Below are 20,942 nucleotides of genomic sequence, written 5' to 3' on the forward strand. Positions count from 1 at the left end.
ATGCAAATAGGTCACCTTATACTCGACTGAATATAAGGTGACCTATTTCACACAATTATAGGCATTTCTATCAATAACTACTGACGGAAGGCATTGCTTTTTGATCTTCTGGGAGTACACTGCGCGGCACAGATGTACATAACTAGAGACAAAACATGAAAAAAATCACAATTGCGCTTGCATTACTTATTGGTTTAACTGGCTGTCAGGCGACTCAACGTCAAAATGCAACCACCGGTGAAACAGAAACAAATTCGGCAACAAAAGGCGCGCTTGCTGGTATCCTAGCTGGTGTTGCAATTGGACTTGCTACTGGTGATGACGCAAAAGAACGTCGTAAGAATGCATTAATTGGTGCAGCAGCAGGTGGTGCGGTTGGTGGTGGTGTTGGCTACTATTTTGATAGCCAAGAGCAAGCCCTGCGTGACGAATTAAAAAGTTCAGGCGTACAAGTAGAACGCGTTGGTGATAACGAATTAAAACTTATCATGGACAATGGCGTTGGCTTCCAATCTAGCTCTTACCAATTAGACGCAAGCATTTACAACACATTAAATGGCGTTGCTCGTATTCTTGTTGAGTACCCAGATACAGCCCTTCAAATTGATGGCCATACTGATAGCTCTGGCAATGATACTAAAAACCAAACCCTATCTGAGCAACGCGCTGAATCAGTACGTACTTACCTGATTAAACAAAAAGTAGCCGCTGGTCGTGTTAATGCTCGTGGTTACGGTGAACGTTACCCTGTTTGTGATAACTCAACATCACAAGGTCGTGCATGCAATCGCCGTGTAGAAATCACTATCCTACCGCTTAAATAATTTTTCGTGACAATATTAACTGTTTATATATACAGTTAATTATTGGCTTCAACGGTGTATTGTTATAGAATCAAAAAATCCCCCTCGATGTAAGCCATCTTGGGGGATTTTTATTTTCTCAGTAACTCAATGAAATCAATCGCGTTATTGAGTCGCATCTTCTATTTTTTCAAGCACAAGATCTTTACCATCAACTAAGGTGTCTTGTACTTTCTCAAAGGTATCTGAATCCATCACACTTTGAACTTCATCGCCGTAATTCATTCCAATGTAAATACCTAACACGATGAACAGTAATGCAAATATTTTAAACATAATCACTTATCTCAATAATTCAGTCTTCATATTACAAAAGAATTCTCATAAAACCTATGGCAAATTTCAGTACTCATTTAAATGTCGCCGCATTGGCGTCAGGTGTTGCCTCTGCAGCACTGCTTTCAGCAAATCATATCGAGCTTAATACGGCATTATGGCTCTGGTTCTTAGGCACACTTGGAGGGTTACTTCCTGATATCGATTCCGATAACTCCACCTCGTTAGACATCATATTTAACCTATTTACGGTCTGTATTGTATTACTCAGTATTCGTTATTTTACTAGTGATGCTATTAATGAAAGACAATTTTTACTTCTTATTGGCCTACCTGTAGTCATTCATCTTTTTATAAAATATGGCGTTCGTAATGTATTTGAATGGCAAACCATTCATCGAGGTATATGCCACTCTATTCTCTTCTTATTATTTTGTGGTTTATTAACAACCAATATCACAACCTTCATCATTAACGAACAATTTAAAAATGCGGATTTATTTTCATGGCTGTCAGGGGTGTTTGTTTTTTGTGGGGGGATAATCCATTTGTTGTTGGATGAGTTATACAGTGTCGATTTAGCTAATGTACGAATTAAACGATCGTTTGGTTCGGCATTTAAACTCACCGACTTTTCAAATCTCTCGTTAACGACTGTTTTCCTTGTTGCCGTTGCTATCTTGGCATTTTTCGCCCCTCCGATAGAATCAACGATTATCACGTTAAGTAACTGGCAAGCATTTAAAATTTGGTAAAAATGAAAAAGATTGAACCATTCAGAAGTTCACGCTGTCTGTTCTTCTGAATGTAACTATTCATTTTTGTTCTTATTTTTATTCATTAACAAAAACAACATTGATATTTCTATTTATCTCCATAGAATAGCACTGTTGTTATTAACCTAAGATTGAGCTGATTTTTTGAAATTCTCATTACTCCAATACAAGCGTCAACATCTCGCTTCATGGTCACTAATATTAGTGAGTATTGTGCTAATGGTCTGCTTTTCTCAAAATTTAGGTCTCTCTTCATTTTGCTCACTAACGCCTCATCCAGACGCTACTGAGCAATTACAGCAGCAATCAACCACTCAAATTGCTGATGATGGTGTTTCTCAATGCCATAATAGTGAACATTTATTTAATGCTCATACTGTTCATTTAGATTTTGCGATCCCAATGTTTATCGTCGCTCTGCTCATTATTGCGTCTATGCTTAAACACGCAGGGACTGCCTATGTATTTACAGAGCCCACAACGTCTTATGGCGTGCGGCGACATTTGGCTTTTTGTACCTTTCAAGAATAAACATACCGTAAGTACTTATATCTTTTTTATATAATTATTTTCGGAGTAACACTGTGTTTAAAATTCAATCAGTTAAAATAGTGAGCGTATTACGTTTAGCTATTCTTTTAACGTCAACACTCTTGTTGTCGGCATTTTCGGTATCTGCACAACCCATTACAACAGGCTGGTTAACTCACCCTGATCATCCACCGGCACAAGTTCGCTTTATGCTGACAGGTGAAGTCGATGAAGAGAACAATCAAGCCCGAGGTTTACTCGAGGTAAAACTTGATGGTGAATGGAAAACCTATTGGCGCTCACCTGGTGAGGCAGGCGTTTCACCGGTACTCGATTGGAGTAAATCAACCAACCTTTCTAATTTAGATTGGCATTGGCCTACCCCTGCTTATTATGAGCAATCAGGCTTAATGACGCTTGGCTACAAGCACGATGTTGTTTTTCCTATGGAGCTAACCGTTGATGATATTACCAAACCCGTTAGTTTCTTAGGTAAGTTGACCCTGCCAACTTGTACCAATATTTGTGTCCTAACTGAGTATGATCTGGAATTACCTCCTATCAATCTCACAGACATTGAAACGGATGCAGACGCTCAACATTTGTACCAACAAGGGTTTTCAAACGTACCAACAGCAAGTGATTCCATTACCATAGTGGCCGCCTCTTTTGATAAGGTATCGCAACAATTACACGTTAAATTACGCCAAGATGCGGGTTGGGATAAACCACAGATCCTCATTGATGGCAGCGAAATTACCGATGACTATTTTTCCCAACCATCAATAGACATTAATGGTAACGACGTAACCGCGACTTATAAGGTGACGAACTGGTTAGGCGAAACAGACTTAGTCGGCAAACCTATTTCGATTACCGTGTCTGATGCCCTTTTCTCCCATGAACTGAAGGCTGTTATCAATGACAAGCCTTTTGCACAAACGACATCAACAAGCTTATTAACAATGATAGGCTTTGCGTTGCTTGGTGGTTTAATTCTTAATATTATGCCGTGTGTATTGCCCGTATTAGGCATGAAACTGAACAGCATGGTGGCGTCTTCTCAAGCGAGTAAACGCTCAATTCGCTTGCAGTTTTTTGCCTCTGCCGCCGGAATATTAACCTCATTTTGGTTATTAGCAGCAGGGTTACTTATCTTAAAGTTCACAGGCAGTGCTATTGGTTGGGGAATTCAGTTCCAAAACCCTATTTTCATTGGTTTTATGGTCACAATAACCGCCTTATTCACGGCTAATTTATTTGGTGTATTTGAAATTCAATTACCAAGTCGATTCTCTACCTCTCTTGTAAATAAGGGCAACGATTCCGCACTTGGGCATTTTGTGCAAGGGATGTTTGCAACCTTACTCGCAACCCCATGCAGTGCGCCATTTCTGGGTACCGCGGTTGCCTTTGCATTAGGATCAAGTACCCTTGAAATGTTGATGATATTCACTTTCTTAGGTTTAGGTATGGCGCTACCTTGGTTGGTTTTTGCTTTATTCCCTCGCCTTGTTTCGTTTATGCCAAAACCGGGCATGTGGATGAATAAAGTCAAACTCATTTTTGGCCTCATGATGTTAATCACCACATTGTGGCTACTGAGTTTACTTACGCCATTTATTGGTGGGTTATCAACAACCATTATTAGGTTATTACTCAGCACTTACTTACTGTATCAAATAGGCAAAACACAAGGTAAAAACACCGTTATTGCTATTCTAGCCGTGATTGTATTTGCAACCAGTGCAGCACTGTTAATTGGAAGTATGACAACCAAACATTGGTCAACGCCAACAGAAGATAACCTTGCTTGGCAACCATTAAATGAGCACGCCATTGATCAATACGTTAAACAAGGAAAAACGGTTTTTGTCGATGTAACGGCTGATTGGTGTATTACTTGTAAGGCCAATAAGATTGGTGTGATTTTGCAAGATCCTGTGTATTCAGCATTACAGCAAGATAACGTCATTACCATGAAAGGTGACTGGACACATCCAAGCGATAAAATTACCAATTACTTAAAAAGTCATCAACGATTTGGGGTACCACTCAATGTAATTTATGGCCCCAATGCGCCTCAGGGATTACCACTATCAGTGCTATTAACCAGTGATGACGTTATCAACGCTCTGGAATATGCAGGAAGAACAAACTAATGGCAAAGAAAGACATAACGCCAAAAAAGACACAAACGATGAAAGCAAAGATCACCCGTTGGGTAAAAGAGATCGTCAAATTCACGCTCATCATTACCTTATTTTCTGTTGCCGTTGATTTTTGGCGTAGCCAAGACATGCCATCAGAAACTATTCCTTCCCTGTCAATCAACACAATCGGCGGCGAATGGGTAGACATTAAAAAGATGAGTCAAGATGACCCCGTCTTACTTTATTTTTGGGGCACATGGTGTCCAGTGTGCAATGTTGTTAGTCCAAGCGTGAGTTGGTTATCAAGTGATCATCACGTTGTTTCTGTCGCTATAACCTCCGGTGATAATGCTCGGTTAACGACATTCATGAGTTACAAAGACTATGAGTTTCCCGTTATTAATGATTCAACGGGCAGTATTAGTAAAGAATGGGGAGTTACGGCTACCCCATCGATCGTCATCGTAAAAAACGGTGAAATATCTTCAATTACAACTGGCGTTACAACCCCAATGGGCTTGTGGCTACGTTTATTATTCGCTTAGGAGTCACTCCATGAAATCATTACTATTATCCGTATCAATCGCTGCAAGTCTTGTTTTATCACCGGTTGCACTGGCAGAGAAAATTAATCCTGCTCAAGAAAAGCAACTGACTGAAATATCTGATTTATTACGTAAAAATCCCGAGATAATTGATGGATTATATTCAAATCTAACGCAGTACATTGATGGCCAAAAATCATTGAGCAGCGTCTTAGAACAAAACCATGATTATCTGTATAACAACCCCGAACAACCTTACTTTGGGGCTGAAAATCCAAAACTGACGATCATCAACTTCACCGATTATAACTGCCCATATTGTAAGCGTTTAGAATCAGGTTTAGTTAACATCATTAAGAAATACCCTGAGATACGCGTCGTTAATGTGCTATTGCCGTTTCAACAACGCATGATCCCTGGCCTAAAAACAAACACGGCGTGGTATGCATTAAATGTATGGGAAAATGACAAAACAAAATTTGCAGAAGTGCACCGCTTAATGATGGCAAAACCATCACGACATGACAGCACATCAATCATGAAAATTGCCGATCTTACTGATACTCAGAAAGACTTAACGCCTAACCAAAAGAAAAAAACGCTTGTTGAAAAGAATGAAAAAATATTCTCTCAACTTGGCTTGCGAGGAACACCAAGCTTAATCATTGGATCTGAAATTATTCCTGGTTTTATTCCACAAGACCAATTAGAAGCAACGATAAAAGCACAGTTAAAGTAATATAAATCAAAATAGCCATGACTAAAAAGACATGGCTATTTATTAGTAATGCTCTCTGCTACATGAAGAAGACTCAGCGAGATCGGTATCCTGATTATTATTAATAAAGGCCTCAAAATCCGACGCACAAATCGGTTTACTAAACAAATACCCTTGTCCATATTCGCATCCTTTTTCCATTAAAAATGAAAGATGCTCATCGGTTTCAATTCCTTCAGCTACAACCGCTAACTCCATTCCATGAGCAATGGAAATAATCGCATTAATCAACACCTCATCGCGTTTCTTTCCAATTCGATTAACAAAAGAGCGATCTATTTTTAAACGATCCAACGGTAAATTAGACAGGTAGCTCAAGCTTGAATATCCCGTTCCAAAGTCATCCAAAGCAATCAACACACCAAGTTTTTGAATTGCTTTAATTCGTTTAAGCACCTCTCCTGAACTGTCTAATAAAGCACTTTCCGTAACTTCAATCACTAACGATTCAGGTTGAATGCTGTAATCCACAATCGCACTTTTCACTTTCTCGACAATATCCACATCATTAAGCTGAATCGCTGACATGTTTACCGATATTCTATCAACACCTACATGATTCTCTTGCCAATACTTCAACTGTTTTATTGCTTCAATTAATACCCAATGGCCAAGCTGATGAATCAAACCAGTTTCTTCTGCTAGAGGGATAAAATCATTAGGAAAAACCAATCCTTTTGTCGGGCTATTCCACCGAATAAGAGCTTCAGCAGAATCAAACATACTGGTTCTATGATTTAAGATAGGTTGGTAATACAGCTCAAATTCTTCTCTCTCTAATGCACCTCGTAATTCACTCTCTAAACCAAATCGAATTCGCTCCTTATTCTCCATCTCTTCAGTGTAATAATACACATCACTTAAAGAATGTCTTTTGGCATAATGAACGGCGACCCCTGCCTGACGGAGCAGTTCTTCTGAATTTTCATTACATGAATCACAGGTCGCTACACCTAAATTAACGTGGGTGATTAAACTTGATTCAGCTATTTTTATTGGCTCACCAAAAACGCCTTTAAGTACGTTAATTCTAGCGGTAAGTTCGATGCGATCGTGGGATGAAATTAAATACACGAATTCATTACCACCTAATCGAGCAAAAAACTCTCCTTTACGAACTTGTTTTTTTACTCGAAGTGATAATTCAACAAGTAAGTTATCGGCATAACGGTGACCATAGTGGTCATTGATGAACTTAAAGCCTTTAATATCAATATGTAAAACGGTGAATTTACGATGAATAGAAAAATGAGAGTTCATGCTTTTGACAAGAGCGTAACGATTAGGCAACCCTGTTAGTTCATCAAATCGCGCTTGATGTTCAATCTCTTGTTGATACGCCACTTGCTTGGTGATGTTATCAACTAATCCTAAAATACCAATGAGATCATTGCCTTCATAAATTGCTGAAAATTTCCAAATAAGGATAATCGCATGCCCATCGCTACCAGTGAATGGAATTTCACACTCGGCATGCTCCGTTTTTCCTTCTCGCATTTTATTCAATTCATGTGTCATTTTAGAAAAATACGCGCCCACAATATCCGCACGTAAAGCAATGTCTTGATCTAACAATTCATCAGAATGTAATCCAAACCAATTTTGGCAGGCCTTAGACCAACGACGAATCATAAGGTCTGGCCCCCACTCAATCACGCCATAGGTTAGATTATCTAATAGATTATTGATACGAGTATAGGCTCGACTTAAGCGGAGTTCTTTGTCTATCAACTCATTTTCAATCGTTCCTTGCTCTTGAACTACAAAATCAAAATGCTCGGATAAACACAATAACTCATTAGTACCAGAGAATTTTGCACCACGCTTTCTTTCTACATACTGTTGAGTCGATAACAATAAGGTTTGAATCGGTTTAATCACACTTTGATTAAACCCCAATAATAGAATTAATAAAAACAAAACACTGCTAATAATAAATAGCGTTACATTTCTAACTAAGGTATTCATGACCCCTTGATAAGCGTCATCAAGAGGTAAAGCAATAACAACTTGACTGTGATTATTTAAATCATCAGGAAATAGAGGAACGCTAACCGCAAGAAGTGGAATGCCTTTCTTGTCTTTCGTTTCAAAAATAAACGGTTCATTAATGTTTACTCGTTGTTGAATAGAAGACGGGATCTTTCCTTCATAGCGTGTAATCGTATTGTTATTTGAAGTAATAACATTACTATTATTATCAACTAATACCGCCACTGTATTCTCAGGTAAACGGAATCCCGCTAATCGCTTACTCCACCAATCTAATGAAATAACCGCAACAACCGCACCAACCACATCCCCTTCAGTACCGTAAACAGGATAAGCAAAATTAACAGAGGCTTTTTGAACCACACGATCAATCAGAAAACCACTCACTGTGAATTCTTTTTCATTTATCGCTTTTTGAAAATATTCCCGATCGGTAATATTAATTTCTTTATTTAACGCGATGGCAGTGCAATTTAAGTTTCCTATCTTGTTTGGCACACCGATGTTTGCATAGCTAATCGTTAACTTAAGCGCTTGCTGGACTGTTTGTATACACAACAAAGAAGTCGGATCTTTAATACTGTCCATTTGGCTTAATTGAGAAAGAAAGACTTTCGCTTCATTTACAAGTTCAAGCTGTTCATAAGCCAAACTTGTCGCTATTTGTAATGCTTCTTTTTCTACGTCTTCTTTTGCGGTTCGGTATTCATAAAAAATATTAGACGAGACGATGATACCCGCGGGGACTAATGAAAAAAGAATAATCATCCAAAGTTTAGTTTTTAATGAGTGATAAAACTGCATGTAAATCGATATCCTTGATCATTAATTTTCATTGGATTTATACCATATTCAATATTTTCTATAATATTTATCATTAATTTTTATAAGGTTAATAATAAAAACATACTATTTACTCGCCTTCATCCTTAATCAATACACTTACGTTATACACGATACACAGTATGGTTAAAATCTACTCTATTTCAAATAATATAACAACATGAAGCACGTAACTTTTAACGAGTTATATTTACAAAAATAACCTACTATCACAAAATTACATTAATTCATTCATTTCATTAAACGTAACATGCAAATTTATCGTTTATTTTTCGTTAAAAATTAAGTAGGCTTAAGCTTCACAGTATACAATTCGATTAGACTAATATGACTGAACCTAAAATCCCTTTAATCATCTCAGGTATTGCTACTGCTCTTTTAATAGGGGTTATTGCCATCAGTCATTATGTGGGTTTTGATTCTATATCTGACCTTTTTTTTGAAGGCGCTATGCTGATCTTATTGAGCTATATATTTCTTACCGTTAAATCCCATTTAACCCTATATCCAAAGCTTCTTATTGGTGCTTACTTACTTTTATTTAACAAGTCTTATGATTTACTAACAGAAGTTCCTTTGTTGGATCACTACGCTGATAATAATGAAATAGCGGATACCTTGCTTGACGACGGTACGTTATTACTCGCTTTTTTACTGATTGCTGTCGGATTAACAAACATTGTAAAAAGCCTCATTAAAGAAAGCATGAAAGACGATTTGACCGGGCTCTATAATCGTAAAAAATTCCCTGAAATCAAACTCTCCTCATTTGATCTTATCTACTTTGATTTAAATGGATTAAAACAAGTAAATGATATTAAAGGGCACGCTGTCGGTGATTTAATGATCATTCGCTTCGCTCAAATATTAAAGGCAAGTTGCTTAAAGCAAGAAATGGCCTTTCGCATCGGTGGTGATGAATTTATCGTCACGGTCGATTCAGAACGAGCAAAAGACTATATTAACGACGTATATACCTCATTAAATAATGAACCAATTTCATTCTCATACGGCATTGAAAAAGCAACAAAAGAAAACTTCAGAGAAGCGTTAATTCGCTCTGATAAAGCCATGTACACCATGAAAAAAGCACTAAAAAAGAGCACCTCAAGTGCTCAAATTTTATATCGCTAATCTCATAAAAAAGCTCGACTAGCGGCCCATCAACTCAAGCAACCCTTCACTTGCCTGCTTTGGCGATGTTGCATGGCAAATTGCCGACACTAAAGCAATCCCATCCACTTGAGTATCTGCTATTTTCTTAATGTTCGTTTCATTAATTCCGCCAATAGCCACAAGAGGAAGTTGACTTTCTTTAACGGCTTTAATTAAACCGTCAATGCCCCACTCTTTAATAATATTAGTCTTAGTTGGCGTAGAAAATATCGCACTGATACCAAGGTAATCAACTGGCAGATCTTGCGCTTCACGCAACTGCGTTTCATTTTCAACAGACAACCCTAAAATCATATCAGGGCCTATCAATTGACGAGCAAGGTTTGCAGGCATATCCGATTGACCTAAATGAACCCCATCCGCTTGCACCGCTAATGCCACATCAACACGATCATTTATAATTAATGGTACACCACTGTCTTTTAATACTTTTTTTATCGCCAATGAGCGTTCAATAAAAGCACGTACATCACCATGTTTTTCACGGATCTGCACCATGGTTACGCCGCCTTTTATTGCCTCTGCAACAACGTGGCACAACGTATCAATATCTTGTTGGTCGTCGGTCACTAAATACAAGGTATAAGGGCTATTCATATTACGAAACCTATGCATTAATCGTTAATTTCAAACGACGTGTGAGTGTTTCTTCATCTAACTGATAAAGCACATCCAGTAAATTCATTTGCAAGCTACCTGGGCCGACTGATTGCTCTGCGGCGATTTCACCTGCAACGCCTAAAATAGCCGTAGCTGCAACCCCTGAATGCTCACCTATTGCGGCAAAAGCACCTGTTAATGCGGTATGTGTACAACCCATCCCCGTAACAAAAGGCATCATCGCGTGACCATTATTCAATTTATACTGCGCCTCTTTCGTGACAACGTAATCAGTTTCACCCGAAATAACGACGCTGCATTGATACTGCTGCGCGACGTAACAAGCCGCACCTAATGCAGAATCACTGCTGTCTAATGCATCTACGCCTTTGCTCTGCGCGTTCTCACCCGCTAAAGCGATGATCTCAGAGGCATTACCTCGAATAATCAGTGTATTCGCGGCTTCTGCAATTTGACGCGCGGTTTGGGTACGAAGTTGACTTGCACCACATCCCACCGGATCAAGCACCACCACTTTATTATTAAGGTTTGCTTGCTCTACCGCGAAATGCATTCTTGGTGTCCATACGCTGTCTAATGTACCGATGTTGATCACCAAGGCACCAGAGAAACTCATCATCTCTGCCATTTCTTGTTGGCTGTGCGCCATGATTGGTGAAGCACCTAGCGCCAATAAAGCATTCGCTGTGTTGTTCATCACAACATAGTTGGTAATATTCACAACTAATGGCTTTTTCTCACGTAATATCGCTAATGCGTCAATAATCTTTTGCGTGTTCATGACCGTCATTTTTCTTCCTTAATTCGTTCGCTTATTCATTAATTGAGTACTAATCATCAACAATTAGGCTTCATCTAATCCTTGCTGCCAAAACGCCACTTCCATACGAGTCGCCGTTTTAAAAATATGACACAAACGCTGCCCACGCTGGCTATCAAGATCGATATCGACAAGCAATTCATCTAGCTGTGTAATGCTTTTTTGTACGCCTGATTGAAACTCTTCACCACCATACATCTTGATCCAATTCGCATACGGATTGCCTTCAAGCTTAGTTGATTCTCTTGCTAGTAGCTGCGCGCCAATCACCCCATAACCAATCGAACACGGTGCTAATGCTGCGTATAAATCAATGACATCACCAGACATACCGGTATCTAATACAAATCGAGTGTAGGCTACCGTACCAAAGGCTTCTGGCTCTGCTTCCATCTCTAACTCTGACACGCCCCACTCACCACAATAAGTCACATGATGTGCAATTTCCGAGCTAAGCAACGCTTGCACACTCGGTAGCGCCATTCGCATTTCCGCTAACGTTCTCGCTTTATAAATCGCTAAGGCATACGCTCTGGTGTACTGCTTTAAAAACAGAAAATCTTGTTTTAAATAATGTAGAAATGACGAATGCGCTAATTCTCCAAGCGCTAATTGTTGAACGAAGCTGTGCTCAGTGTATTCGGTCCACTCGTTTTGACACGCTTGAATTAAGTCTTGATGATTCATACTGATTCTCTAAAAAATAAATAGGAAAAATGGATTACAACACCGGCACAAAATCTTGAGCTTTAGGTTGTGTTTTTATGATCTTATGCTCGAACATAAACTCAGAGAAACGATTGTAGCGCTCTAAATCAACCGCTGATGGACGCAGAGCAAAACGCGTTAACGTGTCATTCCATGCGCTTTTATTTAATTCATTGTTTAGAGTGTCTGGCGCGTAAGAAACAAAGGTTTTCCACGATTCATCAGGGTGATTCACAATAAACTGCGTCGCTTTTTCGATAGCGTGATTAAATTTCTTTAGCGCATCGGCATCGTATGTTTTGGCATTAGCCACAAAAACAAGCTCATCATACGAGGGCACACCATGCTCTTCTGGGAAAAACGATTTCGCTTTATAGCCTTCTAATGCCAATTGATTGGTTTCAAAATTACGTAATCCTCCCCAAATAGCATCCACTTTTCCTGAAGCTAAAGACGACGATAATGCCCAGCCTACATTGATGATTTTAACCTCAGAGAAATCAACACCTTCTGTATTTAGCATCGTTCCTATCGTAGCGTCTTCATTACCCGCAATCGCAATACCAATCTTCTTGCCTTTCAAATCAGCTAAAGAATTTATCTTGCCGTTATCAAGTACCATTAAGGTATTTAATGGCGTGGCGATAAGGGTTGCCGAACGAATTAACGGTAAACCTGCCGCTACATCAATAGTTAAACTGGTTTGGTAAGAAATGGCTAAATCAATGTTATTTGCCGCCACTAATTTCGCCGGCATGCTTGGATCGGCGGGTTCTTGAATCGTCACATTTAGGCCTTCCTCTTTGAAATAGCCTTTTTGTTGTGCGATAACCACTGGCCCATGGTTCGGATTTACAAACCAATCCAACATTAATGTCATCGCTTTATCTTCCGCGCTTGCCATCATGGAGTAGCTTAAAATAAGAAGAGCCATCGCCCCTTTAATTACCATTTTATTCATTATCGTTGAGTCCTTTTTTATTATGAATTTATTTATCGTGTTGCCACGGTATGAGTTTTTGAATCAATACATCCGCAAGAAAATACAAGCTGACGGATAACGCGGCGAGAATGAATAACGCAGCAAACATTTCATCTATCATCATTCGAGCATTCGCTTGCAGCATTAAATAACCTAGCCCTTCGCTTGACCCTACCCATTCACCAACGACTGCACCAATAGGCGCGACAACAACAGCAACACGGATACCCGACGCTAAGGCAGGTAAAGCCGCAGGTAAGCGAACGTATTTTAATAATTGCCATTTTGATGCCCCCATCGTGTGGGCTAAATCAAGATAACCACTTGGGGTATTTCGCAGCCCGTCATAACAACAGGTAGTCACAGGGAAAAAGATAATTAATGCCGCCATCACGACCTTTGATGCGATGCCATAACCCAACCACAACATCAGAATAGGCGCGATAGCAAAAACAGGGATCGCTTGGCTCGCAATTAAAATTGGCAATAACCAACGTCGAAGTGGATCAAACAACAGCATTTGAAGGGCAAATAACAACCCCATAGAAAGACCCAAGCCAAGACCAAGCAAGATCTCTTGAGCCGTTATCCATGAATGAGAAAGTAGCACATCGTATCGTTGTATTAATTTAGTAAAGACAGCCAATGGACTAGGTAAAATGAAGCTTGGTAAAGCAAAAACTATTACGATGAATTGCCATAATCCCAGAATAACCACCGCACTGATTAAGATTCTTATCATGGATTTCACGCTTTGTAGCATTGGTTTTGGCGTTACCTTTCCTATCGTTGCTGATGTCGAATTTATAAGGAATGATTTAGACATAATCGACCTCTAAGGTATCAATTATTTGTTGTTGAAGTGCAGCTAACTCCGCATCAAGCTTTCGAGGTATCTGCGTACTAGGAACAGGTAAAGAGACCGCTGAAGCAGGTTGTCCTTGCATGATATAAACCACATCACTCAGTCTTAACGCTTCTTGTGGATCATGCGTGATCAATAAAACAGTTTTATCTGCTAGCACTTGAGCAGCAAGATCTTGCAGGCGATAACGAGTGACGGCATCTAGTGCAGAAAAGGGTTCATCCATTAATACCATTGGTTTGTCTTGCATTAATGTTCGAGCTAACGCCACACGCTGACGCATCCCGCCCGATAATTGTGACGGCATCGCAAACGCATGCTCTGTTAATCCAACTAACTCTAAAAGTTCATGCGCTCTGTGTTTATCCGAATTCGGTTTCGTTGAATTAAAGCGAGAGTTCGTTACAAACTTGTCGGCAAAGCAGACGTTATCTATTACGTTTAGCCACGGCATCAATAAATCTTGTTGCGCCATGTACGCAATATTGCCTTCTAATGCGTCTACGCCATCAATCGAAACATCCCCTGACCACACCACTTTATCGGTCAATAATCCGGCGAGATAACGCAATATCGACGTTTTTCCACAGCCACTCTTTCCTAATATGGCGGTCCATTTTCCTTTAGGAATCGTCATGTTTAGATTGAAAATAATAGGGTATTCGCTGTCTTTATATTGTAACGCCCCATTAGAAATGACGGCACCAATGCGATTATTCATCCCCATTACTCTGGAGTATGTAAAGCAAAAAAGTGATTCACAGGCCCATGTCCCTGACCAATATTCAGTTCATCGGCATGGATAATGGCTTGAGTAATGTATTGCTTACCTAATGCTACCGCAGCCAGTAGTTCATGACCTTGCGCTAAATACGAAGCAATCGCTGACGATAGTGTACAGCCCGTGCCGTGTGTATTGCGAGTTTCAATTCGAGGTGTCGATAAACGTTCTATGGAATCAGATAAAATCAGTAAATCGGTACTGTTTTCATCCTTTTCTAAATGCCCGCCTTTCAGTAAGACTGATTTAGCACCTAATTGACGAAGTTCATCAATCATTGCAGTCATTTCAACTTCACTTTCGGGAACTTTAGCATTAATGAGTGCCGCCGCTTCAGGTAGGTTTGGCGTGATAACATCGGCAAGGGGAAGCAGTTCAGATTTAAGGCTTTCAATAGCAGAGGATTGCAGAAGAAGATCACCACTGGTTGCAACCATCACAGGATCAACCACTAAATAACGCGGTGTGTATTGCTTTATTTTTTTCGCAACAGAACGGATGATATCAGAATCACTTAACATTCCAACTTTAACGGCAATGACATTTAAATCAGAGAAAACAGCATCAAGTTGCTGCTCAACAAATTCACTGCTGATTGGATAAATGCCCGTAACGCCTTGCGTATTTTGAGCGGTTAATGCGGTAATAACAGAACACGCATAACTGCCGGTTGCAGAAATCGCTTTGATGTCGGCTTGGATCCCTGCACCACCACCACTGTCAGAGCCAGCAATGGTTAATACAATCGGTGTTGTTGCAGATAATGTCGATAAAAGTGCAGTGTTATTTAATGAAGACATACTTATTTTCCCTAACTAACGGTCAGGAAAAACAGTCACATGAGATAAAGATACCGAGTAGGTGCTATCTCATTAAAAGAAACCAATCAGAGAAATCGTTTCAAGAAGACCATTAGTTCCCTACGTCAGTACTAACTGAATCAGGTTCAACGGGTTCGCTATTGCGATCTCAGCCTATTGGCTCCCCGACTAATGCCGTCATACTATCACTAATCGATTTGTAAATAGTATGCTTTTTTATGAGAATGCTAACTAGAGTTAACTAATTCTCAACCTATGAATTAAGTTTGGATACTAATTGAGCAACAATGGTTTTACGCATATCAGAAAGCTTAGGCGCTTCTCCGGCTTGCCATGGCAATGGACGCATTAGATTCATGGTTCTTAATCCAAAACGGGCCGTTAATAAACCAATCCCCAAACCCTGTGCTGCTCTGGTTGACAATTTACCTGCAAGGCCCGTAGATAGCATATCAACACCAACGTCCGTCACCATTTCAGTTGCTCCGGCAAACGCCATGTTTTGCAGAACCATTTTAAACAAACGTAAACGGCCCCAATAGCCAAGTTCGACCCCATAAACTTGAGAAACTTGTTCGATTAATCGAATATTACGCCACGCTACTAATAACATATCCACCACAGCTAATGGACTTAATGCCACCATTAACGCTGATTCACCAGCATGCTTGCTGATTAAGGCTTTTGCTCGTTTATCTTGCTCGATCACAACCATGCTGTCGTACATTTCAAACACTTCAGCGTTGTTATGATGTGATTCAATGCTGTTCTGCCAACGAGAAAACTCGGCAGTATGAGTGGTTAGCCCTTTTTTAGCTAACGTTTCACAGAACGGTTTTGCCTGACCAATGCCATTGCCTTCCATCAATTCGGTGGCTTGATGTTGGATCTCGGCACGGTTTTTAAGTTTACGTAGCGTCCATAGTTCACGACCAATGGCCGTCACCCCCATTAACGCCGCTAAACTGATTAATCCCGCCCAACCCAATGATAAGAAATCGGCGGTTTGAATCGCGGTAATAACATGATCAACACTTTGCCATACTGTTAATCCAAGGAATCCACCAATCAGTGTTTTAATACTCCAATGGGTTTTCTTTTTCACTAATGGCGTTTCAATATCAAGATCATCCAATTCACTTTCGTCTTCAATGGCTTGAGGAATAAAAGTTTGTGTTTCTTCGAACAGTTTTTGAGTATTCAGCGATTCTGTTGTTTGCTCATTTTCTGTAAATTGAGGCTCAGATTGAAATACGCGCTGTTTTTTTAATTCACTCATACTAATTTGTCTCCTAATAAAAACTGCATCGCTTTATCCATACGGATGTGTTGTAGCGGTTTGTCAGTCTCACTTTCTAACGGCTGAAAACTCATGAAATTAAAAGGTTTTGTTTCCCAATACGCTTTACTTGGAATACGTTTAGGCACCTCACCCGGAAACATCATCATCGGTGTTTGATCGGCGGTGACCCCTGATATTGCAGAAAACAATTCACCGTCGTCCTCAATCATTCCCGCGGTGGTAGCTTGAATTGAGGCAATACTCATGCACTCCATTTTAATGCCTTCGTAAGCGGTTTCTTGCCATGTTTGGTGGATCATTTGTTGCAGCAGCGACACCATATTTGGGTGCTGTTCAGGCGTAACATGATCGGCTTTGGTGGCAGCAAACAACACTTTATCTATCTTTGGTGAAAACAAACGTTTAAGGATTGAGCTTTTGCCATACTGGAAACTACGCATCAACTGATCGACCGCTTGGCGCATGTCATTAAATGATTGTTCACCTGCATTCAGCGGCTGTAAGCAGTCAACCAATACAATTTGACGATCAAAATGTCTAAAATGCTCGTTATAAAACTTTTTCACTAGATGTTGTTGATAGTGCTGATAACGCTTTTTAAGCACAGCGATGTTTGAATCTTTCTTCGCTTTTGCCAACTCTTCTTCTGTGTATTTATGCAAAAACATAAAAGGAAAGAATTGCAAAACAGGCGCGCCTGCTAACTCACCCGGTAAAACGAATCGCCCCGGTTGCACCCAATGTAATCCTTTTGAATCCTTACAGGTATGAAGATATTGAGTAAACGCATCCGCAATATGCGCGAGCTGCTTTTCATCAACAGGCGCAAGAGGATCAAGCTGCTGAGCTTCTTTTAACCATTCTTCAGAAAGCACTTTTCTATGCCCAGTTAAATTCGCCTGCTGTTGCTTAGACCACTCAATATAATCCATATCTAATAACGGTAAATCCAATAACCATTCACCCGGATAATCGACAATATCCACATACAATGTTGCATTGTCTTTAAGGTGTTTTAGTATGCCTGATTTAGGTTTAAATTTGATGGCTAAACGAAGTTCACTCACATCACGAGTAGGCTCTGGCCATGTTGGTGGTTCTGATAATAATGACGCCATACCATCATCATAAGTGAAGCTTGGAATGGATAAGTTTGATTGCGGTATGCGTTTCGCCCCAATCATGCGACCTTCACGAGTCACTGACAATAAAGGCAACTTATCGCTTGAACCCGCATGCAAACATTGATTAACCAAAGAGGTAATAAATGCCGTCTTACCTGCGCGCGATAGCCCTGTAACCGCCAATTTGACGTGGCGATCCATGCTTCGGTTAACTAATTTATTCATTTCTTTGGTTAATCTGCTCATTCATATTTCTCTCTTTTCTATAAACAACAAATGGAGTGTACAGAACTGATTCTGAACACCCCATGAACAAGATAGTAATCCTATGTGTCATATCAATCTACATAAGTTATTGACTGCTCTTGTTAATTAATCCAATTATAGGTTTCGAAATTCACGGCGAACCTTGTATTCAGAAGACGTAACATAGCCTTCCATTCGACGAATTTTCTCTTCCATTCTCGCCATGTCTTTATCCACACGCTTAATTACTTCTGATGGCGATTGACCTGCTTGCCATGGCTTACTTTTTACCGTGTGCTCACGCTTTTCTTCTGTTCGGTAGTACATTTCAACCGGTGCTTTATCTAAAAAAAGCATGGCTGCAAAATAGGCTAACATCACCAGAAAACCAGCACTAAACAAGGCGGCTGAGACGACTAATATACGTACTATCCAAGGTTCAATACCAAAGTACTGAGCAATGCCAGCACAGACGCCACCAATTTTTCCGTTTCGAGTATCTCTATACAGTTCTTTTGACATTAGCGCTCCCTCCAACTCGGGGATTCTGCATCTAAAATTTTCTCTAATGTTTCAACACGACGCTGCATTTTATCCGCACGCTCTGTCATTGTTTTAAGTAACTGCGTGTCTTCATGCGACAGACCTTGCGCTGTTTTACCTTTGCTTCGGTAATGTAAAAACAGCCATAACGGTGCAACGAAAATAAAAAATATAACCAATGGGAAAGCAAAAAAGCCGCTCATTGTTTTCTCCTTAAGTAATTCAACTTCGATCAATACTTGTTTCTATTTATGCGTCTTTTTTCATTTGTTCTTTTAGACGCTCTAACTCTTTTTCAATGTCATCTTGCGCTTGAAGCTCTGCAAATTCTTGCTCTAGTGAGTTCGCTTTACCCATTGAGTACGTATCTGCTTTTGCATCTAGCTCATCAATGCGACGCTCATATTGCTCAAACTTTGCCATTGCTCGCTCTGTTTTACCAGAATGAGTGTGCCCTTTAATCTCATTGCGATGTTGCGCTGTTTGTTGACGGATCACTAACGCTTGTTGACGAGCACGTGTTTCTGTCAGTTTAGTCTCTAATTCGGTTAATTCTGTGGTTAACTTCTCAATGCACTCTTCAACAAGAATAAATTCTGTTTTTAAGCTAGAAAGTACATCTTGAACTTTCTGTTTTTCTATCAACGCCGAACGAGCCAAATCTTCACGTTGTTTAATTAACGCTAAGCTCGCCTTTTCTTGCCAATCGGCGACTTGTGCTTCAATTGATCCAATTTTACGTGTCAGTTCTTTTTTATCCGCGATAGATTTTGCTGATGCGGTACGAACTTCAACTAACGTGTCTTCCATTTCTTGAATGATCAAACGGATCATCTTTTCTGGATTTTCAGCCTTATCCAATAATGAAGTAACGTTAGCATTAACGATGTCTGCAAAGCGTGAAAAAATACCCATAATTGATTCCTTTTTAATAAATGATAACGCGACTTCGTTATCTAAATTCAGTGTTGTTAAACTTACTATGACTATTACACAATACATGCCAACTTTTCACCTATTAAAAATCAATGAGTTACAAAACATTGACCTCTTATGAAAATTAAGTAATGATTAAATAAACCATTTAATGGTCAATTTAGCCAAGATATAATGAGGTCAATGATGAGAAAAGACAGTTTAATTGGTGAATCTGACGCGTTTTTATCGTCATTGGATCATGCCTCCCAACTTGCAGGCATTGATAGACCTATTTTAATTCTTGGTGAACGAGGAACGGGTAAAGAGTTAATAGCACAACGTCTTCACTTTTTATCCAAACGATGGGACGAACCCTTGATTAGTTTGAACTGCGCAGCACTCAGTTCAGGCACATTAGATTCTGAATTATTTGGTCATGATGCGGGGTCTTTTACTGGCGCAAAACAGCGTCATCAAGGTCGATTTGAACGAGCCGATGGCGGTTCTCTATTTTTAGATGAACTCACCACTGCCCCATTAACGGTACAAGAGAAATTGTTGCGTGTTATTGAATACGGTGAATATGAACGTGTTGGTGGGTCTCAAACCCTCAAGGCAGACGTACGCTTGATTTGTGCAACCAACCAAAATCCGCAAGAGATGGTGACAGAAAAGAAATTCAGAGCCGATTTATTAGATAGACTCTCTTTTGATGTCATTCATTTACCCCCTCTACGATACCGCGAGCAAGATGTTCTCCTTCTTGCTGAGCATTTTGCCATCAAGATGTGCCAAGAAATGAGTTTACGGTATTTCGCGGGCTTTTCTTACCATGCCAAACAACAAATTCTTGCTCACGATTGGCCTGGTAACGTAAGAGAATTAAGAAATTGTATCGAGCGTGCTGTGTTTAAGCACAATCATGAAGAAGCACAAATTGAATCAATACAAATAAACCCGTTTCTAACCCCGTGGGAAACAACACCAGCACAAGAGCCATCTTCGTCTATACTCATTGAAGATAAATCATTAAAAAAGAGTTATCACTTCCCTTTGAATTTAAAACAATTTCAGTTGCAACAAGAAAAAGAATTGCTTGAGCAATCACTTTCAGAAAGCCAATTTCATCAACGTAAAGCGGCTGAATTACTAGGTATCACCTACCATCAATTTCGTGGACTCCTGAAAAAACATCAATTATTAGCCACTAAAACCGATATTTCTTGATAAATAAGTGCAGAACCAGTCACTTGAGTATAAAATGACAGGTTCATTAA

The 20,942-nt window shown here is 39.7% G+C and carries 22 protein-coding genes and 1 riboswitch; of the genes, 8 read left to right on the plus strand and 14 right to left on the minus strand.

The window, feature by feature from the left end:
* Positions 1-155 precede the first annotated feature (155 nt).
* On the plus strand, positions 156-824 hold the full coding sequence (locus A6E04_RS01330) for a YiaD family glycine zipper/OmpA-like lipoprotein (protein ID WP_017021837.1): 669 nt from the start codon (positions 156-158) through the stop codon (positions 822-824).
* 144 nt (positions 825-968) lie between these two features.
* On the opposite strand, the gene A6E04_RS21065 is transcribed toward A6E04_RS01330, so the two are convergent.
* Complete coding sequence (locus tag A6E04_RS21065; RefSeq protein ID WP_012552050.1) at positions 969-1,139, minus strand: hypothetical protein; 171 nt, start codon at positions 1,137-1,139, stop codon at positions 969-971.
* Between the two features lie 56 nt (positions 1,140-1,195).
* Between A6E04_RS21065 and A6E04_RS01335 the strand changes: the two genes are divergently transcribed.
* The 5 genes from A6E04_RS01335 (at position 1,196) to A6E04_RS01355 (ending at position 5,883) form a co-directional block, all read left to right on the plus strand.
* A complete protein-coding gene (locus A6E04_RS01335) occupies positions 1,196-1,894 on the plus strand; it encodes a metal-dependent hydrolase (RefSeq protein WP_065609521.1) in 699 nt (232 codons plus the stop codon).
* A gap of 225 nt (positions 1,895-2,119) precedes the next feature.
* On the plus strand, positions 2,120-2,446 hold the full coding sequence (locus tag A6E04_RS01340) for a hypothetical protein (RefSeq protein WP_244886234.1): 327 nt from the start codon (positions 2,120-2,122) through the stop codon (positions 2,444-2,446).
* Between the two features lie 53 nt (positions 2,447-2,499).
* Positions 2,500-4,608, plus strand: a complete 2,109-nt coding sequence (locus A6E04_RS01345; RefSeq protein ID WP_065609525.1) for a protein-disulfide reductase DsbD family protein — start codon at positions 2,500-2,502, stop codon at positions 4,606-4,608.
* Entirely contained in the window at positions 4,608-5,144 is a 537-nt protein-coding gene (locus tag A6E04_RS01350; protein WP_017021841.1) for a protein disulfide oxidoreductase, read from the plus strand. Before A6E04_RS01345 ends, A6E04_RS01350 begins: the two co-directional genes overlap by 1 nt.
* A 10-nt stretch (positions 5,145-5,154) precedes the next feature.
* On the plus strand, positions 5,155-5,883 hold the full coding sequence (locus tag A6E04_RS01355) for a DsbA family protein (protein WP_017021842.1): 729 nt from the start codon (positions 5,155-5,157) through the stop codon (positions 5,881-5,883).
* A gap of 42 nt (positions 5,884-5,925) precedes the next feature.
* On the opposite strand, the gene A6E04_RS01360 is transcribed toward A6E04_RS01355, so the two are convergent.
* On the minus strand, positions 5,926-8,718 hold the full coding sequence (locus tag A6E04_RS01360) for a bifunctional diguanylate cyclase/phosphodiesterase (protein ID WP_065609527.1): 2,793 nt from the start codon (positions 8,716-8,718) through the stop codon (positions 5,926-5,928).
* 366 nt (positions 8,719-9,084) lie between these two features.
* Here A6E04_RS01360 and A6E04_RS01365 point away from each other — a divergent pair, with 366 nt between their 5' ends.
* Positions 9,085-9,891 carry a GGDEF domain-containing protein gene (locus tag A6E04_RS01365; protein WP_017021844.1) on the plus strand — a complete coding sequence of 269 codons (807 nt, stop codon included), beginning with the start codon at positions 9,085-9,087 and terminating at the stop codon, positions 9,889-9,891.
* 18 nt (positions 9,892-9,909) lie between these two features.
* Here the strand turns inward: A6E04_RS01365 and thiE are convergent, their stop codons facing one another.
* From thiE to pspA, 12 genes are all read right to left on the minus strand, one after another.
* Positions 9,910-10,530, minus strand: coding sequence for a thiamine phosphate synthase (gene thiE / locus A6E04_RS01370; protein WP_065609529.1), 621 nt, complete (start codon positions 10,528-10,530; stop codon positions 9,910-9,912).
* Between the two features lie 10 nt (positions 10,531-10,540).
* A complete protein-coding gene (thiM, locus tag A6E04_RS01375; protein ID WP_017021846.1) occupies positions 10,541-11,344 on the minus strand; it encodes a hydroxyethylthiazole kinase in 804 nt (267 codons plus the stop codon).
* 54 nt (positions 11,345-11,398) lie between these two features.
* Positions 11,399-12,061, minus strand: coding sequence for a thiaminase II (gene tenA / locus A6E04_RS01380; protein ID WP_017021847.1), 663 nt, complete (start codon positions 12,059-12,061; stop codon positions 11,399-11,401).
* 34 nt (positions 12,062-12,095) lie between these two features.
* Positions 12,096-13,043, minus strand: a complete 948-nt coding sequence (locus A6E04_RS01385) for an ABC transporter substrate-binding protein (RefSeq protein WP_065609531.1) — start codon at positions 13,041-13,043, stop codon at positions 12,096-12,098.
* Between the two features lie 28 nt (positions 13,044-13,071).
* Positions 13,072-13,890, minus strand: coding sequence for an ABC transporter permease (locus tag A6E04_RS01390; RefSeq protein WP_017021849.1), 819 nt, complete (start codon positions 13,888-13,890; stop codon positions 13,072-13,074).
* The gene (locus A6E04_RS01395) at positions 13,883-14,656 is read right to left on the minus strand and encodes an ABC transporter ATP-binding protein (RefSeq protein ID WP_065609533.1); all 774 of its coding nucleotides are present in this window, start codon (positions 14,654-14,656) and stop codon (positions 13,883-13,885) included. The genes A6E04_RS01390 and A6E04_RS01395 overlap by 8 nt, the downstream gene beginning before the upstream one ends.
* Entirely contained in the window at positions 14,656-15,510 is an 855-nt protein-coding gene (gene thiD, locus A6E04_RS01400; RefSeq protein WP_065609535.1) for a bifunctional hydroxymethylpyrimidine kinase/phosphomethylpyrimidine kinase, read from the minus strand. The genes A6E04_RS01395 and thiD overlap by 1 nt, the downstream gene beginning before the upstream one ends.
* A 100-nt stretch (positions 15,511-15,610) precedes the next feature.
* Positions 15,611-15,708, minus strand: a riboswitch (TPP riboswitch).
* Between the two features lie 76 nt (positions 15,709-15,784).
* Entirely contained in the window at positions 15,785-16,810 is a 1,026-nt protein-coding gene (locus tag A6E04_RS01405) for a YcjF family protein (protein WP_065609537.1), read from the minus strand.
* Positions 16,807-18,204, minus strand: coding sequence for a YcjX family GTP-binding protein (locus tag A6E04_RS01410; protein WP_065609539.1), 1,398 nt, complete (start codon positions 18,202-18,204; stop codon positions 16,807-16,809). Before A6E04_RS01410 ends, A6E04_RS01405 begins: the two co-directional genes overlap by 4 nt.
* A 135-nt stretch (positions 18,205-18,339) precedes the next feature.
* Positions 18,340-18,726, minus strand: a complete 387-nt coding sequence (pspC, locus tag A6E04_RS01415; RefSeq protein ID WP_017021854.1) for an envelope stress response membrane protein PspC — start codon at positions 18,724-18,726, stop codon at positions 18,340-18,342.
* On the minus strand, positions 18,726-18,950 hold the full coding sequence (gene pspB, locus A6E04_RS01420; protein WP_012551815.1) for an envelope stress response membrane protein PspB: 225 nt from the start codon (positions 18,948-18,950) through the stop codon (positions 18,726-18,728). Before pspB ends, pspC begins: the two co-directional genes overlap by 1 nt.
* A 46-nt stretch (positions 18,951-18,996) precedes the next feature.
* A complete protein-coding gene (gene pspA, locus A6E04_RS01425; RefSeq protein ID WP_065609541.1) occupies positions 18,997-19,662 on the minus strand; it encodes a phage shock protein PspA in 666 nt (221 codons plus the stop codon).
* A 207-nt stretch (positions 19,663-19,869) separates the two neighbouring features.
* Here pspA and pspF point away from each other — a divergent pair, with 207 nt between their 5' ends.
* The gene (pspF, locus tag A6E04_RS01430) at positions 19,870-20,892 is read left to right on the plus strand and encodes a phage shock protein operon transcriptional activator (RefSeq protein WP_065609543.1); all 1,023 of its coding nucleotides are present in this window, start codon (positions 19,870-19,872) and stop codon (positions 20,890-20,892) included.
* The last annotated feature ends 50 nt before the right edge of the window (positions 20,893-20,942 follow it).

This window comes from Aliivibrio logei, from assembly GCF_001691055.1.
Classification (GTDB): Bacteria; Pseudomonadota; Gammaproteobacteria; order Enterobacterales; family Vibrionaceae; genus Aliivibrio; species Aliivibrio salmonicida.

Excerpts from the sequence above, each read along its gene's own strand:
- A6E04_RS01330 (WP_017021837.1), top strand. The coding sequence starts at position 156 with ATGAAAAAAATCACAATTGCGCTTGCATTACTTATTGGTTTAACTGGC.
- A6E04_RS21065 (WP_012552050.1), bottom strand. The coding sequence starts at position 1,139 with ATGTTTAAAATATTTGCATTACTGTTCATCGTGTTAGGTATTTACATT.
- A6E04_RS01335 (WP_065609521.1), top strand. The coding sequence starts at position 1,196 with ATGGCAAATTTCAGTACTCATTTAAATGTCGCCGCATTGGCGTCAGGT.
- A6E04_RS01350 (WP_017021841.1), top strand. The coding sequence starts at position 4,608 with ATGGCAAAGAAAGACATAACGCCAAAAAAGACACAAACGATGAAAGCA.
- A6E04_RS01355 (WP_017021842.1), top strand. The coding sequence starts at position 5,155 with ATGAAATCATTACTATTATCCGTATCAATCGCTGCAAGTCTTGTTTTA.
- A6E04_RS01360 (WP_065609527.1), bottom strand. The coding sequence starts at position 8,718 with ATGCAGTTTTATCACTCATTAAAAACTAAACTTTGGATGATTATTCTT.
- A6E04_RS01365 (WP_017021844.1), top strand. The coding sequence starts at position 9,085 with ATGACTGAACCTAAAATCCCTTTAATCATCTCAGGTATTGCTACTGCT.
- thiE (WP_065609529.1), bottom strand. The coding sequence starts at position 10,530 with ATGAATAGCCCTTATACCTTGTATTTAGTGACCGACGACCAACAAGAT.
- thiM (WP_017021846.1), bottom strand. The coding sequence starts at position 11,344 with ATGACGGTCATGAACACGCAAAAGATTATTGACGCATTAGCGATATTA.
- tenA (WP_017021847.1), bottom strand. The coding sequence starts at position 12,061 with ATGAATCATCAAGACTTAATTCAAGCGTGTCAAAACGAGTGGACCGAA.
- A6E04_RS01385 (WP_065609531.1), bottom strand. The coding sequence starts at position 13,043 with ATGAATAAAATGGTAATTAAAGGGGCGATGGCTCTTCTTATTTTAAGC.
- A6E04_RS01390 (WP_017021849.1), bottom strand. The coding sequence starts at position 13,890 with ATGTCTAAATCATTCCTTATAAATTCGACATCAGCAACGATAGGAAAG.
- A6E04_RS01395 (WP_065609533.1), bottom strand. The coding sequence starts at position 14,656 with ATGGGGATGAATAATCGCATTGGTGCCGTCATTTCTAATGGGGCGTTA.
- thiD (WP_065609535.1), bottom strand. The coding sequence starts at position 15,510 with ATGTCTTCATTAAATAACACTGCACTTTTATCGACATTATCTGCAACA.
- A6E04_RS01405 (WP_065609537.1), bottom strand. The coding sequence starts at position 16,810 with ATGAGTGAATTAAAAAAACAGCGCGTATTTCAATCTGAGCCTCAATTT.
- A6E04_RS01410 (WP_065609539.1), bottom strand. The coding sequence starts at position 18,204 with ATGAGCAGATTAACCAAAGAAATGAATAAATTAGTTAACCGAAGCATG.
- pspC (WP_017021854.1), bottom strand. The coding sequence starts at position 18,726 with ATGTCAAAAGAACTGTATAGAGATACTCGAAACGGAAAAATTGGTGGC.
- pspB (WP_012551815.1), bottom strand. The coding sequence starts at position 18,950 with ATGAGCGGCTTTTTTGCTTTCCCATTGGTTATATTTTTTATTTTCGTT.
- pspA (WP_065609541.1), bottom strand. The coding sequence starts at position 19,662 with ATGGGTATTTTTTCACGCTTTGCAGACATCGTTAATGCTAACGTTACT.
- pspF (WP_065609543.1), top strand. The coding sequence starts at position 19,870 with ATGAGAAAAGACAGTTTAATTGGTGAATCTGACGCGTTTTTATCGTCA.